General features: G+C 70.3%; 14 protein-coding genes and 1 pseudogene. 12 read left to right on the top strand and 3 right to left on the bottom strand.

The window, feature by feature from the left end; all coding sequences use genetic code 11:
• Positions 1–119: 119 nt before the first annotated feature.
• Positions 120–275: a hypothetical protein gene (locus ABZY11_RS19260; protein ID WP_356480274.1), complete on the top strand. Its 156-nt coding sequence runs from the start codon at positions 120–122 to the stop codon at positions 273–275.
• A 282-nt stretch (positions 276–557) separates the two neighbouring features.
• A pseudogene (locus ABZY11_RS19255) lies at positions 558–734 on the top strand (IS110 family transposase); the annotation flags it as partial.
• Between the two features lie 196 nt (positions 735–930).
• Here the strand turns inward: ABZY11_RS19255 and ABZY11_RS19250 are convergent.
• The gene (locus ABZY11_RS19250) at positions 931–1,626 is read right to left on the bottom strand and encodes a substrate-binding domain-containing protein (RefSeq protein WP_356480273.1); all 696 of its coding nucleotides are present in this window, start codon (positions 1,624–1,626) and stop codon (positions 931–933) included.
• A 75-nt stretch (positions 1,627–1,701) separates the two neighbouring features.
• Here ABZY11_RS19250 and ABZY11_RS19245 point away from each other — a divergent pair, with 75 nt between their 5' ends.
• From ABZY11_RS19245 to ABZY11_RS19200, 10 genes are all read left to right on the top strand, one after another.
• Positions 1,702–2,469 carry an IclR family transcriptional regulator gene (locus ABZY11_RS19245; protein ID WP_356480272.1) on the top strand — a complete coding sequence of 256 codons (768 nt, stop codon included), beginning with the start codon at positions 1,702–1,704 and terminating at the stop codon, positions 2,467–2,469.
• Between the two features lie 103 nt (positions 2,470–2,572).
• The gene (locus tag ABZY11_RS19240) at positions 2,573–3,787 is read left to right on the top strand and encodes a 4-hydroxybenzoate 3-monooxygenase (RefSeq protein ID WP_356480271.1); all 1,215 of its coding nucleotides are present in this window, start codon (positions 2,573–2,575) and stop codon (positions 3,785–3,787) included.
• 23 nt (positions 3,788–3,810) lie between these two features.
• On the top strand, positions 3,811–4,851 hold the full coding sequence (locus tag ABZY11_RS19235) for an amidohydrolase family protein (protein ID WP_356480270.1): 1,041 nt from the start codon (positions 3,811–3,813) through the stop codon (positions 4,849–4,851).
• 17 nt (positions 4,852–4,868) lie between these two features.
• Positions 4,869–5,558: a 4-carboxy-4-hydroxy-2-oxoadipate aldolase/oxaloacetate decarboxylase gene (gene ligK / locus ABZY11_RS19230; RefSeq protein ID WP_356480269.1), complete on the top strand. Its 690-nt coding sequence runs from the start codon at positions 4,869–4,871 to the stop codon at positions 5,556–5,558.
• A gap of 2 nt (positions 5,559–5,560) precedes the next feature.
• Positions 5,561–6,481: an amidohydrolase family protein gene (locus ABZY11_RS19225; RefSeq protein ID WP_356480268.1), complete on the top strand. Its 921-nt coding sequence runs from the start codon at positions 5,561–5,563 to the stop codon at positions 6,479–6,481.
• A 25-nt stretch (positions 6,482–6,506) separates the two neighbouring features.
• Complete coding sequence (ligA, locus tag ABZY11_RS19220; RefSeq protein WP_356480267.1) at positions 6,507–7,817, top strand: protocatechuate 4,5-dioxygenase subunit alpha; 1,311 nt, start codon at positions 6,507–6,509, stop codon at positions 7,815–7,817.
• A 1-nt stretch (position 7,818) separates the two neighbouring features.
• A complete protein-coding gene (locus tag ABZY11_RS19215) occupies positions 7,819–8,793 on the top strand; it encodes a Gfo/Idh/MocA family oxidoreductase (protein WP_356480266.1) in 975 nt (324 codons plus the stop codon).
• Complete coding sequence (locus ABZY11_RS19210) at positions 8,790–9,818, top strand: aldo/keto reductase (protein WP_356480265.1); 1,029 nt, start codon at positions 8,790–8,792, stop codon at positions 9,816–9,818. The genes ABZY11_RS19215 and ABZY11_RS19210 overlap by 4 nt, the downstream gene beginning before the upstream one ends.
• A gap of 49 nt (positions 9,819–9,867) precedes the next feature.
• Positions 9,868–10,206: a hypothetical protein gene (locus tag ABZY11_RS19205; protein WP_356480264.1), complete on the top strand. Its 339-nt coding sequence runs from the start codon at positions 9,868–9,870 to the stop codon at positions 10,204–10,206.
• Positions 10,207–10,244: 38 nt separating this feature from the next.
• Entirely contained in the window at positions 10,245–10,868 is a 624-nt protein-coding gene (locus ABZY11_RS19200; RefSeq protein ID WP_356480263.1) for an integrase core domain-containing protein, read from the top strand.
• A gap of 28 nt (positions 10,869–10,896) precedes the next feature.
• Here the strand turns inward: ABZY11_RS19200 and ABZY11_RS19195 are convergent, their stop codons facing one another.
• Both ABZY11_RS19195 and ABZY11_RS19190 read right to left on the bottom strand, forming a co-directional pair.
• Positions 10,897–11,307 (bottom strand): WD40 repeat domain-containing protein, encoded by a 411-nt coding sequence (locus ABZY11_RS19195; RefSeq protein ID WP_356480262.1) that lies wholly within the window; start codon positions 11,305–11,307, stop codon positions 10,897–10,899.
• Positions 11,308–11,370: 63 nt separating this feature from the next.
• A complete protein-coding gene (locus tag ABZY11_RS19190; RefSeq protein WP_356480261.1) occupies positions 11,371–13,566 on the bottom strand; it encodes a WD40 repeat domain-containing protein in 2,196 nt (731 codons plus the stop codon).
• Between the last annotated feature and the right edge of the window lie 210 nt (positions 13,567–13,776).

The following is a 13,776-nucleotide window of genomic DNA, read 5'->3' as shown; positions in this document are numbered from 1 at the left end:
ACGCCCCGCTCGCGTAGTAGAAGTCTCGTTTCCCGAGCCCTGCCCGAGCAGGTCCGGCATCCCGCTCTGGACCAGGACGGGACCTTACGTGCCGGTGGCGAGGTCACCGAACGGGCGGCGTGGTCGACCTGGACAGCTGCCCGGCCGACACCCGCATCGTGCGCTTCGAGCGACCGCATCCCGGAGCCCAACTGTCCCTGTTCGATCAGGACGAGGACCTGCGACACCAGGCCTTCCTCACCGACATGCCGTTCACCGGCGGGGGATCCGTCTAGTTCCTGGAGGTCCGCCACCGCGGACACGCCACCGTCGAGGACCACATCCGGTGCGGCACGTCAACGACTGTCCTGCCACAGGCCGTTCGGTAAGACGGCGTGCATACCGAGAGTGCACGCGACGTCCCGGACAGCCGCAGTCCGGACAAGCCGGCGGCTGTGCACACGACGAAGCCTCAACGGTGACTCCCTCCGCTGTGATGTGCACCGCCGTGACACGCACTTCGATACCGGGAAACAGCACGTCCTCGATCTCCACGGCCCGCATACCCCGCCGGGTCAAACGACGAATCGGCCCTGCTGGAGCTGATCGGCGACGTCCTCGCCCTCGGCGAGGACGTGCTGTGGGCCGTTGACCTCAAGGGCGGTGGTGCCGCCCTGCTGCTCAGCCACGACCAGCCGATGGTCTGCATCACCGGCCTGGCCGTGCACCGTGCCTCGGCCTCCTGCCGGGGCGAGGCGCCGGGACCTGCGCACCCTCACCACACGTCGCAGCAACCTGCGCAGGTGTACCCGGGTCTTCGCCCGTTCGGGATCCCAAAGAGGCGTAGTGGCGAGAGGGAGCTTCGCGAGCACTCCTCAGGAGCTGGGCCAAGACTGCAGACGAACTTGTCGAAGGCCGTCGCTCGTAGTGTCGGCGGCTCTGTGGCTCAGGTCACTCCCCCCGCGCCCGCATGCCCCGGGCGCGGGCGGTCTTTGATGCTGTATCGGACCCAAGGAGATCGAGGACTTCGCGGGCACGGGTCGGCTGAGTGGAGGAGGCAAGTACGCCCCCGCTGAAGAGCGAGCTGATCGCGGTGTCGCCCGGCAGCGGTCCGACGACAACGACGCCCGGCAGGTCCATCAGCTCGCTGTGCTGCTGAAAGGCCAGGTCGGCCTGTCCGGACGACAACAAGCTGCCGGCAGGCACACCTGGCGCTGCCTGGACAAGTCGGTCCCGAAGCGTGTCGGTGAGATCCAGCCTGCTGATCAGATCGATGAGTGCCGTCCCGCTCGGGCCTGTGGAGTAGGCGATCTTCTTCGCGGACAGGAGAGCGGCCCGCAGGTCGGATTCCGAGCCGAGTGCTGGAACCGGCGTTCCTTCCGGCACGGCGGTGACGACCTGGGAGATCCACAGCGGGCGTACCGTGCCCGCCAGGAGGTGCCCTTCCTTCTCCAGCGCAGCCAACGCTCCATCTGCGAGCACAAGCAGGTCGGCCTCAGCGCCCTCTCGCACTCGCCGTGCGGTCTCGACCCCGCCGGCGGCCTCGAATCGCACCGGAATCCCGTGGGCGAGTCGGATGTGCTCGGAAAGCTCGGCCAGTATCGGCCGCGTCGCCATCGAGGACAGCCCAGAGATCTCTCGGTTCACAAAGCCTCCTTGGTGTGCGGCAGATGGTACGGCCCGCAGTCGGGCTGCTCAACGCCGGTCTGCGAGACTGGCCGCGTGAGCACAACCCATATCTCGGCGGCAGGAAAAGTCCTCAAAGTCCTCTCGGCCTTCGATCGTGAGCACCCGTCGCAGACTCTGTCGGAGGTCGCTCAGCGTACGGGTCTGGCCCTGAGCACCACGCACAGGGTGGTCGCGGAGCTGGCGGGCTGGGGTGTGCTGGAACGCGGCGAGGGCGGGTCGTGGCATGTCGGGCTGAGGCTCTGGGAGATCGCCTCGGGATGCCCGCGCACCCAGATTCTGCGTGATGTGGCACTGCCTTTCATGCAGGACCTCTATGAGGTGACCCACGAGAACATCCAGCTCGCGGTGCGCGAGGGCACAGAGCTCGTGTTCATCGAGCGGATCGCCGGTCACCGGTCGGTGGAACTGCTGACAATGGTCGGGACCCGTTTCCCGATCGCCTCCACCGGGATGGGCCGGGTGCTGCTGGCACACGCACCGCAGGAGATCCAGGAGGAGGTCCTCGATTCGCCACTGCGGGCCTGGACCCCGCACACCGTCACCGACCCGAAGGCGCTGCGCACGCAGCTGGACCGTATCCGCCGCGAACAGGTCTTCGTCAGCGACCGGCAGCTCTCGGAGAGCACGGTCGCGGTTGCCACGCCTGTACGGATCGGCCGGGCCGGGCCTGTCAGCGCCGCCTTGGGGATCGTGATCACAGCGCGCGGCGCGAGCCGTGCACGCAGGCTACGGGAGCCGCTGTTGAGGGCCGCGCACGGAATCTCCGACGAGCTCGGCCGGCGTACCCGCACGACTGCCTGAGATCCGATCAGGCTTCCGCCTGACGGAAACACCGGCGACTGGTTGCAGCCCTGGGTGCCAACGTTCGAGGTGTTCGGAACGTTCACAGTTGCTCAGGAGTGCCATGACCAACGCCGCCGTCGACTCCGTTGCCTCGGTTCCAGTCGCTGTCATCGGTGCCGGCCCAGCAGGCCTGATGCTGGCGCACCTGCTTGGGCGCGCCGGAGTCGATACGATCGTGGTTGACACCCGCACCCGGCGTGAGATCGAGACGACGCAGAGGGCCGGCATCCTCGAGGCCTGCGCGGCCCGGGACCTGGTCGAGACCGGCGTCTCCGACCGGATTCTGCGCGAGGGCCACGAACACGAAGGCACCGAGCTCCGGTTCGGCGGCCGGCCGCACCGCATCCACTTCAAGGAGCTGGTCGGCGAGTCGGTGTGGCTCTACCCCCAGACCGACGTTTTCATCGACCTGGCCAACGCCCGGGACCGCGACGGCGGCACGGTCCACTTCGGCATCCAGGACACCGAGGTCCTCGACATCACGACCGACGCTCCCCGGGTCCGCTACACCGCGCCCGACGGCACCCGCCACGAGATCCGGGCGAGGTACGTGGTCGGAGCCGACGGTTCGCGCAGCATGTGCCGCGACCTGGTGCCCGAGGACCGACGGGTGCGCTACGGCAAGGAGTACCCCTTCGCATGGTTCGGCATCATGGCCGAGGCGCCGATGAGCGCGCCCGAGCTGATCTACGCCCACTCCGAGCACGGGTTCGCGCTGATCAGCCAGCGCACCGAGACCGTGCAGCGGATGTATTTCCAGTGCGCCCCCGACGAGTCCCTCGACGACTGGCCCGACGACCGCGTCTGGGAGACGCTCCAGGCCCGGGTGGCCGGCCAGGACGGCTTCCGGCTCAAGGAGGGGCCTGTCATCGAGAAGACGGTGCTGCGGTTCCGCTCGTTCGTCCAGGAGCCGATGCGCTGGGGCTCGATGGCACTCGCGGGCGACGCCGCGCACACCGTGCCGCCGACAGGCGCCCGCGGGCTCAACCTCGCGCTGCACGACGTGAAGGTGCTCGCCGACGTCCTGCTGCGGGCCCTCGGCAGCGAGGGCGAGACCGCGCTTGACGGCTACCAGCCGCGCGCCCTGCAGCGGGTCTGGCGGGCGCAGAACTTCTCGTACTGGATGACCCGGCTGCTGCACACCGCGCCCGGTGGCACACCGTTCGACCTGCAGCGTCAGCTCGGCGAGCTCGACAACGTGGTGGGCACGCGTGCCGGGCGCACCTACCTCGCCGAGCAGTACACCGGCTGGCCCACCCGCGACCACGACCACTGACCCGGACGATTACGAGGCTTCCCATGATCATCGATAGTCACGGTCACTTCACCACCGCCCCGCCGCAGCTGGCCCAGTGGCGCGACCGGCAGATCGCCGCGGCCGACGGCCGCGGCCCCCTCCCCGACCCCAACGAGCTGGTCATCGACGACGACGACCTTCGAGCGGCGATCGAGGGCAACCAGCTGCGGCTGATGGACGAGCGCGGCACCGATCTGACGATCTTCTCGCCGCGGGCCAGCTTCATGGCCCACCACATCGGCGACTCCGCCGTCTCCTCAGTGTGGGCGCGGATCTGCAACGACCTTGTCCACCGGGTCAGCACCCTCTACCCCGACCGGTTCGCGATGGGCGCGATGCTGCCGCAGTCGCCGGGCGTCGACCCCGCCACCTGCCTGCCCGAGCTGCGCCGGGCGGTCGAGGAGCTCGGCGCGGTCACGATCAACCTCAACCCCGACCCGTCGGGCGGCAGGTGGACCGCGCCGCCGCTGACCGACCGCAGCTGGTACCCGGTCTACGAGGCGATGGTCGCGTACGACATCCCCGCGATGATCCACGTCAGCACCTCGTGCAGCCCGGCCTTCCACACCACCGGCGCGCACTACCTGAACGCCGACACCACCGCGTTCATGCAGCTGGTCCAGGGCGACCTGTTCGCCGACTTCCCGACGCTGCGGTTCGTGATCCCGCACGGCGGCGGCGCCGTGCCGTACCACTGGGGCCGGTTCCGCGGCCTGGCGATGGCGCTGGGCAAGCCGGATCCGGAGACGCTGCTGGACAACGTCTTCTTCGACACCTGCGTCTACCACCAGCCGGGCATCGACCTGCTGACCGGGGTGATCCCCAGCCAATCCGTGCTGTTCGCCAGCGAGATGATCGGCGCGGTCCGCGACATCGACCCGCGCACCGGCCACCACTTCGACGACACAAAGCGGTACGTGGACGCCACCCCGCACCTGTCGGACGAGGAGCGCGCCGCCGTCTACTCCGGCAACGCCCTGCGCGTCTACCCCCGCCTTGCCGCCCGCCTCGCCACCGCCCGCCCCGCCGCGGCCGGCCGCTGACCCCAGGAGAAGCACCCATGGAACACACCGAGATCGGTGTCGTCCACACCGCGATCGACCGCGCCGACCCCGAGGCCGTCGCCGCGCTGTCGAAGTTCGGCGTCGCGACGATCCACGAGGCCATGGGCCGGGTGGGGCTGATGCGCCCCTACCTGCGCCCCGTCTACCCGACGGCCCGTATGTGCGGCACGGCGGTGACCGTCCTGCTCCAGCCCGCCGACAACTGGATGCTCCACGTCGCCGCCGAGCAGATCCAGAACGGCGACGTCGTCGTCGCGGCCTGCACGAGCGAGAGCGAGGACGGCTTCTTCGGTGAACTGCTCGCCACCTCGTTCCGCGCCCGCGGTTGCCAGGGCCTTGTCCTCGACGGTGGCGTGCGCGACGTGGCCGACCTGGAGCGGATGGACTTCCCTGTCTTCTCCCGCGCCGTCAACGCCAAGGGCACGGTCAAGGCCACCCTCGGCTCGGTCAACGTGCCCGTCGTCTGCGCCAACGCCCTGGTCCGGCCCGGCGACGTGGTCGTGGCCGACGCCGATGGTGTCGTCGTGGTACCGCGCGAGCGGGCCGCCGAGGTCGCCGCGGCCTCGGCCGCGCGCGAGGCCAACGAGGAGGGGAAGCGCGCGCAGTTCCGCGCGGGCAGGCTCGGCCTGGACATGTACGGCATGCGCGGCCCGCTGGCCGAGCTCGGACTGCGCTACGAGGACTGAGGATGACCACGAGCTTCGAGAAGACCCCCGGCTGGCTGGACTGGTACGCCGGTCCGAGTCGGCCACGGTTCCAGGTGCCCGAGGGCGCCGTCGACGCGCACTGCCATGTCTTCGGCCCGGGCGCCGAGTTCCCGTACGCCCACGAGCGCAAGTACACCCCGTGCAACGCGTCCAAGGACCAGCTGTTCGCGCTGCGCGACCACCTCGGCTTCGCCCGCAACGTCGTGGTGCAGGCGACCTGTCACGGTGCCGACAACAGCGCCATGGTCGACGCCCTGCGCGCCTCCGGAGGCCTGGCCCGGGGCGTGGCGACGGTGCGGCCCGGGATCTCGGACGCGGAGTTGCGCGAGCTGCATGAGGCGGGTGTCCGCGGTGTGCGGTTCAACTTCGTCAAGCGGCTCGTCGACGCGGCGCCCCGGCAGGATCTGTGGGACGTCGTCGAGCGGATCGCACCGTACGGCTGGCACGTCGTCGTCTACTTCGAGGCGGCCGACCTCGCCGAGCTGCGCGACTTCCTCCTCTCCATCCCGGTGCCGCTGGTCATCGACCACATGGGCCGGCCGGACACCGCCAAGGACCCGCACGGCCCGGACTTCGAGGCGTTCCTCGACTTCATGCGGGCGAGGCCGGACATCTGGTGCAAGGTGACGTGTCCGGAGCGTCTTTCGGTCAGCGGCCCACCGGCCATCGACGGGGAGCGGGAGGCATACCGCGACGTTGTGCCCTTCGCCCGGCGCGTGGTCGAGGAGTTCCCCGACCGGGTCCTGTGGGGCACCGACTGGCCGCACCCCAACCTCACCGACCACATGCCCGACGACGGCCTGCTCGTCGACTTCGTCCCGCACATCGTGCCGACGCAGGAGCTGCAGCGCAAGCTCCTCGTCGACAACCCGATGCACCTGTACTGGCCCGACGCCGACTGATCCCTCCCGCGATTGGAGCCCCAGCATGACGCTGGACAAGACCTACCGACTGGTCCCGGGGACGACCGTCTTCGACGCCGAGCAGTCCGCCAAGGGGTACCACCTCAACCAGTTCTGCATGTCGCTGATGACGGCGGAGAACCGCGAACGCTACCTCGCCAACGAGCGCGCCTACCTGGATGCGTGGCCGCTGCGGGAGGAACAGAAGCAGGCGCTGCTCGACCGCGACCTCAACGCCGCGATGCGCGAAGGCGGCAACATCTACTTCCTCGCCAAGTGGGGTGCGACGCTGGGGCTTTCGTTCCAGCAGATGGCGGGCTCGATGACCGGCATGACCGAGAAGGAGTACCGCGCCATGATGGTTGGCGGTGGCCGCTCCGTCGAGGGCAACCGGATCGACCACGCCGTCCTGGAGGCGGCGTACGCCGATCCGGCGGCGCCCGCCGAGCACGCCACGATCACCGGCGCCGTCTTCACCTCGCACGTGCCCGCGATCGGCGCGGCGCTGGACCACGGCAAGACCGAAGAGCCCTACTGGCAGCCGGTCTTCGAGGGGTACGAGTTCTCCAAGCGGTGGGAGCGGGAGAACCTCCCCGACGTGATCTTCCTGGTCTACAACGACCACGCCACCTCCTTCGACCTCTCCCTGATCCCGACCTTCGTCCTCGGCACCGGCGCGGCCTACCCCACCGCCGACGAGGGCTACGGGCCCCGTCCGGTCCCGGGCATCGAGGGCGACCCCGACCTGGCCGCGCACATCGCGCACTCGCTCATCAGAGACGACTTCGACCTCACCCTCGCCAACGAGATGGCTGTCGACCACGGTCTGACCGTCCCGCTGTCGCTGATGTTCGGGGACACCGAGAAGTGGCCGTGCAAGGTGATCCCGTTCCACGTGAACGTGGTGCAGTACCCCGTGCCCTCGGGCGCCAGGTGCTTCAAGCTCGGGCAGGCGCTGCGCAAGGCGATCGAGTCGTACGAAAAGCCGCTGAAGGTGCAGGTGTGGGGCACCGGTGGCATGAGTCACCAGTTGCAGGGCCCGCGCGCCGGACTGATCAACCGGGAGTGGGACAACGCCTTCCTGGACCGGCTGGTCGAGGACCCGGTCGGCCTGTCGCGGGTGCCGCACCTGGAGTACGTCGAGGAGGCGGGCTCGGAGGGCATCGAGCTGGTCATGTGGCTGATCGCCCGCGGGGCGATGAGCGACCTGGACGGGGCTGGACAGATCGAGGTCAAGCACCGCTTCTACCATGTGCCGGCGTCCAACACCGCCGTCGGCCACCTGATCCTGGAAAACCACCCCCGGGCCCAGAAGCCCGCCGAAGGAGTGAAGTGACATGACTGACGACCGAACCCTCCGGATCGCCCTGGCCGGCGGAGGCGCCTTCGGCGCCAAGCACGCGGCCGCGCTCAAGCGGATCAAGGGCGTCGAGGTGGCCGCCGTCGTGAGCAGCACCCTCGAAAGCGCACAGAAATTCGCCGCAGAACAGGGCGTCGGCCGCGGTGTCGCGACCCTGGGCGAGGTACTGGCGATGGACGACATCGACGCCGTCATCCTCGCCACCCCCACCCCGATGCACGCCGCGCAGACGCTGGCCTGCCTCGAAGCTGGCAAGCACGTCCAGGTCGAGATTCCCCTGGCGTCCTCCCTTGCCGACGCCGAGGCGTGCCTGGCGACACAGCAGCACACCGGACTGGTCGCCATGGTGGGGCACACGCGGCGCTTCAACCCCAGCCACCAGTGGGTGCGGCAGCGGATCCAGGCCGGGGAGTACGGCATCCAGCAGATGGACGTGCAGACGTACTTCTTCCGCCGTACGAACCTCAACGCGCTCGGTCAGCCGCGCTCGTGGACGGACCACCTGCTGTGGCACCACGCGGCGCACACCGTCGACCTGTTCGCGTACCAGACCGGCTCGCCGATCGTGCAGGCCAACGCGATCCAGGGCCCGATCCACCCCGAGCTGGGCATCGCGATGGACATGTCGATCCAGCTGCGCGCGGAGAGCGGCGCGATCTGCACGCTGTCGCTCTCCTTCAACAACGACGGGCCGCTCGGCACCTTCTTCCGTTACATCGGTGACACCGGCACGTACATTGCCCGCTACGACGACCTGTTCACCGGCAAGGACGAGCCGATCGACGTCAGCGGGGTCGACATCTCGATGGACGGCATCGAGCTGCAGGACCGTGAGTTCGTGGCCGCCATCCGCGAGGGCCGCGAACCGAACTCCTCGATCGCCCAGGTAATGCCCTGCTACCAGACGCTGGCGGCCCTGGAGGAGCAGCTCATCGCCGCCTCGGGCTCGTGAGCACGGCACCGGCGGCAGTCCCGGGCCGTACGCCGCGCCGGATCGGGCCTTTCGAGGTCCCGGCGATCGGCCTGGGCTGCATGAACCTCAGCCATGCCTACGGCGTCCCGCCGACGCCTGAGGCGGCCGAGCGCCTGCTCCTGACGGCACTGGAGGAAGGCGTCACGCACTTCGACACGGCCGCGCTCTACGGCTTCGGAGCCAACGAGGAACTGGTCGGCCGAGTGCTCGCCGGCCACCGGGACCGGATCGTGCTGGCCAGCAAGTGCGGCATGACGGGCGTCGACGGTCGGCGCGTCATCGACGGCCGGCCGGAGAGCATCCGGCGTACCGCTGACGAGGCGCTGGCCCGGCTGCGCACCGACGTCATCGACCTCTACTACCTGCACCGCCTCGACCGGGCGGTCCCGGTCGAGGAGAGCGTCGGGGCGATGGCCGAGCTCGTCAAGGCCGGCAAGGTGCACGCGCTCGGCCTGTCGGAGGCGTCCTCCCAGACGCTGCGCCGGGCCCACGCAGTGCATCCGATCGCCGCGCTGCAGAACGAGTACAGCCTCTGGTCGCGCAACCCCGAGCAGGGCACCCTCGCGGCGGCCCGCGAGCTGGGCGTCGCATTGGTGGCGTTCAGCCCGTTGGCCCGCGGCTTCCTCACGTCGGCGCCTCCGGACCTCGGCGGGCTTCCCACCGGCGACATCCGGCGGGGCATGCCTCGCTTCGACGACCGCCACTACCCCGCCAATCTGGCGCTGCAGCGCGAGTTGGAGCAGATCGCTGAGGATGCCGGCCTCACGCTCGCGCAGCTGGCCCTGGCCTGGGTCGTCTCCCGTGGTCCCCATGTCGTCGCCATCCCCGGGACCCGGTCGGTGACTCACCTGCGGGAGAATCTCTCCACGGTCAATGTCGAGGTACCCGGCGAGGTCCTCGACGCGGCAGGGCGGGTCCTGAACGCCGCGACTGTGCATGGGGCCCGTTACAACGAGGCCACCCTCGCCGAAATCGACACCGAGCGCTGCGGGCGGGCAGGCTGAGGCACGCAACCCCGCCATACGGCTCGTGCTCGACCGGCTCAGCCGGAGCATGCCCCATCAACTCGCCATCCTGCTGCTCAGGTCGCTCGGGGACCTGCCCGCCCGCCGACGCCGCCACGCGCGGCTGATCGCCGCCCTGACCACGCTGATCGGTGCCTGTGCCGAAGCGGCGGGCGCGGTGTACGAGCCGGTTGCCGCGGCCCCGCCCGGCCAGGAGGCCGTGGACGTGAGCCTCTTGCCGTGCATCCAGGTCAGCCTCGCTGCCGCCACCCTGCTGGACCGGGCCCGTGCCGAGGACGATGCCCGGTGGCCGGCCGCCGTGGCGTGGGAGCGGAAGGAGGCCCGGCGGACGTACGCCGCCGGTGCGTCGTGGCAAAGGCCCCAGTAGATCGCGGAGCAGGCAGGCCCGCCGGGTGAGCACACGGTGTGCCGCTGCCGAGGGTGGAGCAGTTCGCCGCGATGGACCTGGTGAGCGTCGGCGACGAGGTCGCCTCGCGGTGGCGGCACGATCCGGAGGAGGCGGCTGCCTTGTTGCGTGAGCTGGTGGTCTGCACCTGCGCGGTGTCGGGGCGCCCCGGATGCCGTTCCCCGTCCTGGAGGACGACCAGGACGGACAGCATCTCTGGGTCCGCTGGGCGGGCAAGATGCTCCGCGATCCGTGCAACGCAGGCCGCACCGCGGTGCTGGAACGCTTCGCGGCGGGAAGCCCGCGTCGACAGCGCCGCCCTGATGGAAGCCCTGTCCCTGGCCGTCGAGCAGCCCGCGCCCCGGGCACCGCGCATGAACGCGCATTGCGAACGCCTGATCGGCACCATCCGCCGCGAGGCCCTCGACCACGTCCTGATCCTGGGCGAGGACCATGCCAGGAAGGTCCTGACTGACTACCAGGACCACTACAACGGACACCGGCCGCACCGATCCCGGCAACAGCTACCGCCCAGCGCGACCGAGCAGCCCGCAATCGTGCACGACCTCGACGACCGAAGCATGCTCCGCACCAGGGTCCTCGGCGGCCTCATCAACGAGTATCGATACGCTGCGCGACGCTGAAAGAAGAACCGGTGCGGCCGTTGTCACGTCACGGTCCTGGTCGATCAGCATCGCGGGCCGAGTTGTAGCCCGTTGTTGCCCTCCGGCCCGATGCCTGACCGTCAACGGCGGATAGCATGGCGATCTCCGGGCCAAAGCAGACCACCAGCCCGCCGTCCGGTGCGGCGAGGGCCGCCTGGACGGGCACGGGGCAGCGCAGGGGTGGCACGAGTTCGACGCCCGTGGCCAGGTCGCGCACCGATACCGTCTCGGTGCCGCTGGTGGTGATCAGGTGGGTGCTGGTGCCGAGTACGGCCGTCGCCAGCCCGCGTATGGGCCCGGCGGGGCAGGGCAGTGGCTCGGCGTACTGCCGGCCGTCAGGCAGACTCCAGGTGCGGATCGTGCCGTCCCGGCCCGCGGTGACCGCGATGGGCTGCCCGTTCAGTGTGGTGGTGGTCACGGAGGTGACCCAGTCGGCGTGGCCGGTCAGGGGTTCACCGAGCTGCTGGCCGGTGGCCAGGTCTCACAGCCGCACCGTCTTGTCCCAGCTGCCGGTCACGGCCAGCGCGCGCCCGTCCACGGTGGCGGTGGCGAGTGCGGTGAGCCGACGGGTGTGGCCGGTGAGGGGCCGGCCGAGGTGCTGACCGGTCGCCAGGTCCCACAGCTGCGCGGTGCCGTCCGAGCTGCCGGTCAACGCGACGGCTCGCCCGTCGACCCGGGCGGTGGCCAGGGCCAGGACCCGGCCGACGGGTCCGGCAACGGCCTGGTCGAGCTCCTCGCCGGTACCGAGGTCCCACCTGCGGAGCGTGGCGTCCGGGGCCGCGGCCACCGCGACGGTGCGTCCGTCCAGCTCCGCCGTCGCCAACAGGCTGACCTCGGCGGCTATGCCCCCGCCGTACGGTATGCCGGTGGCCAGGTCCCAGGTGCGCAGTGTCTTGTCCGCACTGGCGGTGACGAGGGCCGGTTGGCTCTGAATGGTGGTCATGGCGGCCGCCAGCACCACGTCCTTGTGACCGCGGATCTCGGTGCGGCGCCGTACCCGGCGCTCCCCGAGATCCCAGATGCGCACGGTGTGGTCCGCACTGGCGGTGACGGCCACCGGTTGCCCGTCCACGATCGCCGGCGCGACGTCCCACACCTGCCCGGTGTGCCCTTTGAGCGGGCCGTTGACCTGCCGCCCGCCGGCCACCTCCCAGAGCCGCACGCTCCGGTCGAGAGCGGCCGTAACCGCCCGGAGCTGCCCGTTCACCTCGGCCAAGGCGCCGGCCCGGACCGGGTCCTCGTGGCAGGGGATCGGCCGCTCACCGACTTCCGCCCCGGTGGCGGTGTCCCACACCCGCACCACGTGGTCGGCATCGGTGGTCAGCTGGAGCGCGCGTCCGGCGACGACGAAGGTGCCCAGGACACTCGCGGCAGAGCGTCCGGCATCCGCTGCCAAGGCCGGGGCCGGGTCGCCGAGTTGCCAGAACCAGTAGTCCTGGCCCGGGACTTCGGCAGGCAGCCGGAGTGGTTGTCCGCGCAGCTCGTCGGTCGTCACCACCCACCCCTGCGCGCCGGGCCGGGAACCGGCCACCCGGTCCCACACCCGCAGCGCCCCGCCGTACTCCCGGAACAGGGTGACCAGCCGCCCGGCCACCACCACAAACTGGGAGACGCGAACCGGCGCACCGGATCGTTGCCCGCAAGCGGCCGCCAGGTCACCGAGGAGAGCCACCGCGGTGTCGCCGTCGTGGAGATGGTCGATGTCGAGAGCGTCGAAGGCACAGGCGACCAGCCGACCGTCGACCACCACCGCGACGGCCTGCGGGTCGTACGCCTGCTCGTCCGCGTCCACCGGCGCCGCGTCGAGCTCGTTCCCGGAAAGGTCCCAAGTCCGCACCGCGCCACCGAGTTCGACGCGCACCGCGGCCGGGTAGCCGTGCGAACCGGCCAGCACCTGCGCCGGCACGGACGAGCCCAGCTCCTCGCCGGTGGCGATGTTCCACAGCCGCAGGGTCCGGTCGTCCTCCAGCGTCAGCACCACGCTCCGGCCGGCCAACTCCGTCGCGGCCGCAACACGGACGCACTCACCTGTCAGGGACCCGGTCGCAAGGTCGAGGAGGAGGAGCCGCTGCTCGCCGACGAACTCCGAGAGCAGCAGCGCGACCTCGCAACCGTCCAAGGTGGCCGTGGCGATCCGGTCGACCTCGACGGTCAGCGCCGTCCGGACATCCGTGCGGCAGTGCAGGGGTGGGCAGGCCTCCCGTCCGGTGGCAAGATCCCAGATCCGAACGGTGCCGTCCCGGCTGCCAGTCACGGCCACCGCGCGACCGGCGACCACGGCGGTGGCGACAGCGGTCACCTGGCCCTGGTGACCGGTCAGCGTCCACACCAGGCGGGAATCCGCCTGCGAGCCTCTGACCCAGGCCGGCTCCCAGCCGAGCGGCTCTGCACCGGGAACCGCCACCGCCGCAAATTGCGCCGCGAGATCCTCCTCGTCCAGCCTGGCCGCGTCCAGTGCGAGGACGAAGCGACGTTCGGCGGCAGTCAGATGCCGGTGCACGTCGAGCGAGGCCCGGTACACCGTCGCCCCCCGCTGCTCCTCCGGCTCCGACGCACTTCCCAGCAGCGCGAGCACCGAGTCCGGGTCCGCGCAGACGAGCCAGCCCGGGTCGGTCAAGCCGCCGGGCACCGCGTCGGGGCCAGCCGATGGAGCCTCGTCCCACAGAGCGTCAGTCATGGCCGACACGGTAATCGACCCCGCTGACACGGTCTTACGACTCGGCCCGCTGATCACCCACCAGCCGACCCGCCAGGCCAGCACGTCCTGACCTCAATCGCGGACCGAGCATCCTACTAGGGAGCGTATCGAGTCGTGATCAATCTGCGGGATGTGCCTTCGTGGCACGGTCTGGTCCGGTAGACCGTCGTACGTGACGCGAGTGCAACT

This window comes from Streptomyces sp. NPDC006510 (assembly GCF_040611955.1).
Classification (GTDB): domain Bacteria; phylum Actinomycetota; class Actinomycetes; order Streptomycetales; family Streptomycetaceae; genus Streptomyces.
The sequence above is the reverse complement of the archived record's forward strand: the minus strand, read 5'-3'. Positions and strand labels throughout refer to the sequence as shown.

Bases quoted from the DNA above. Each gene is read 5' to 3' on its own strand.
- ABZY11_RS19205 (WP_356480264.1), top strand. From the start codon at position 9,868: ATGCCCCATCAACTCGCCATCCTGCTGCTCAGGTCGCTCGGGGACCTG.
- ligK (WP_356480269.1), top strand. From the start codon at position 4,869: ATGGAACACACCGAGATCGGTGTCGTCCACACCGCGATCGACCGCGCC.
- ABZY11_RS19225 (WP_356480268.1), top strand. From the start codon at position 5,561: ATGACCACGAGCTTCGAGAAGACCCCCGGCTGGCTGGACTGGTACGCC.
- ABZY11_RS19190 (WP_356480261.1), bottom strand. From the start codon at position 13,566: ATGACTGACGCTCTGTGGGACGAGGCTCCATCGGCTGGCCCCGACGCG.
- ligA (WP_356480267.1), top strand. From the start codon at position 6,507: ATGACGCTGGACAAGACCTACCGACTGGTCCCGGGGACGACCGTCTTC.
- ABZY11_RS19215 (WP_356480266.1), top strand. From the start codon at position 7,819: ATGACTGACGACCGAACCCTCCGGATCGCCCTGGCCGGCGGAGGCGCC.
- ABZY11_RS19240 (WP_356480271.1), top strand. From the start codon at position 2,573: ATGACCAACGCCGCCGTCGACTCCGTTGCCTCGGTTCCAGTCGCTGTC.
- ABZY11_RS19235 (WP_356480270.1), top strand. From the start codon at position 3,811: ATGATCATCGATAGTCACGGTCACTTCACCACCGCCCCGCCGCAGCTG.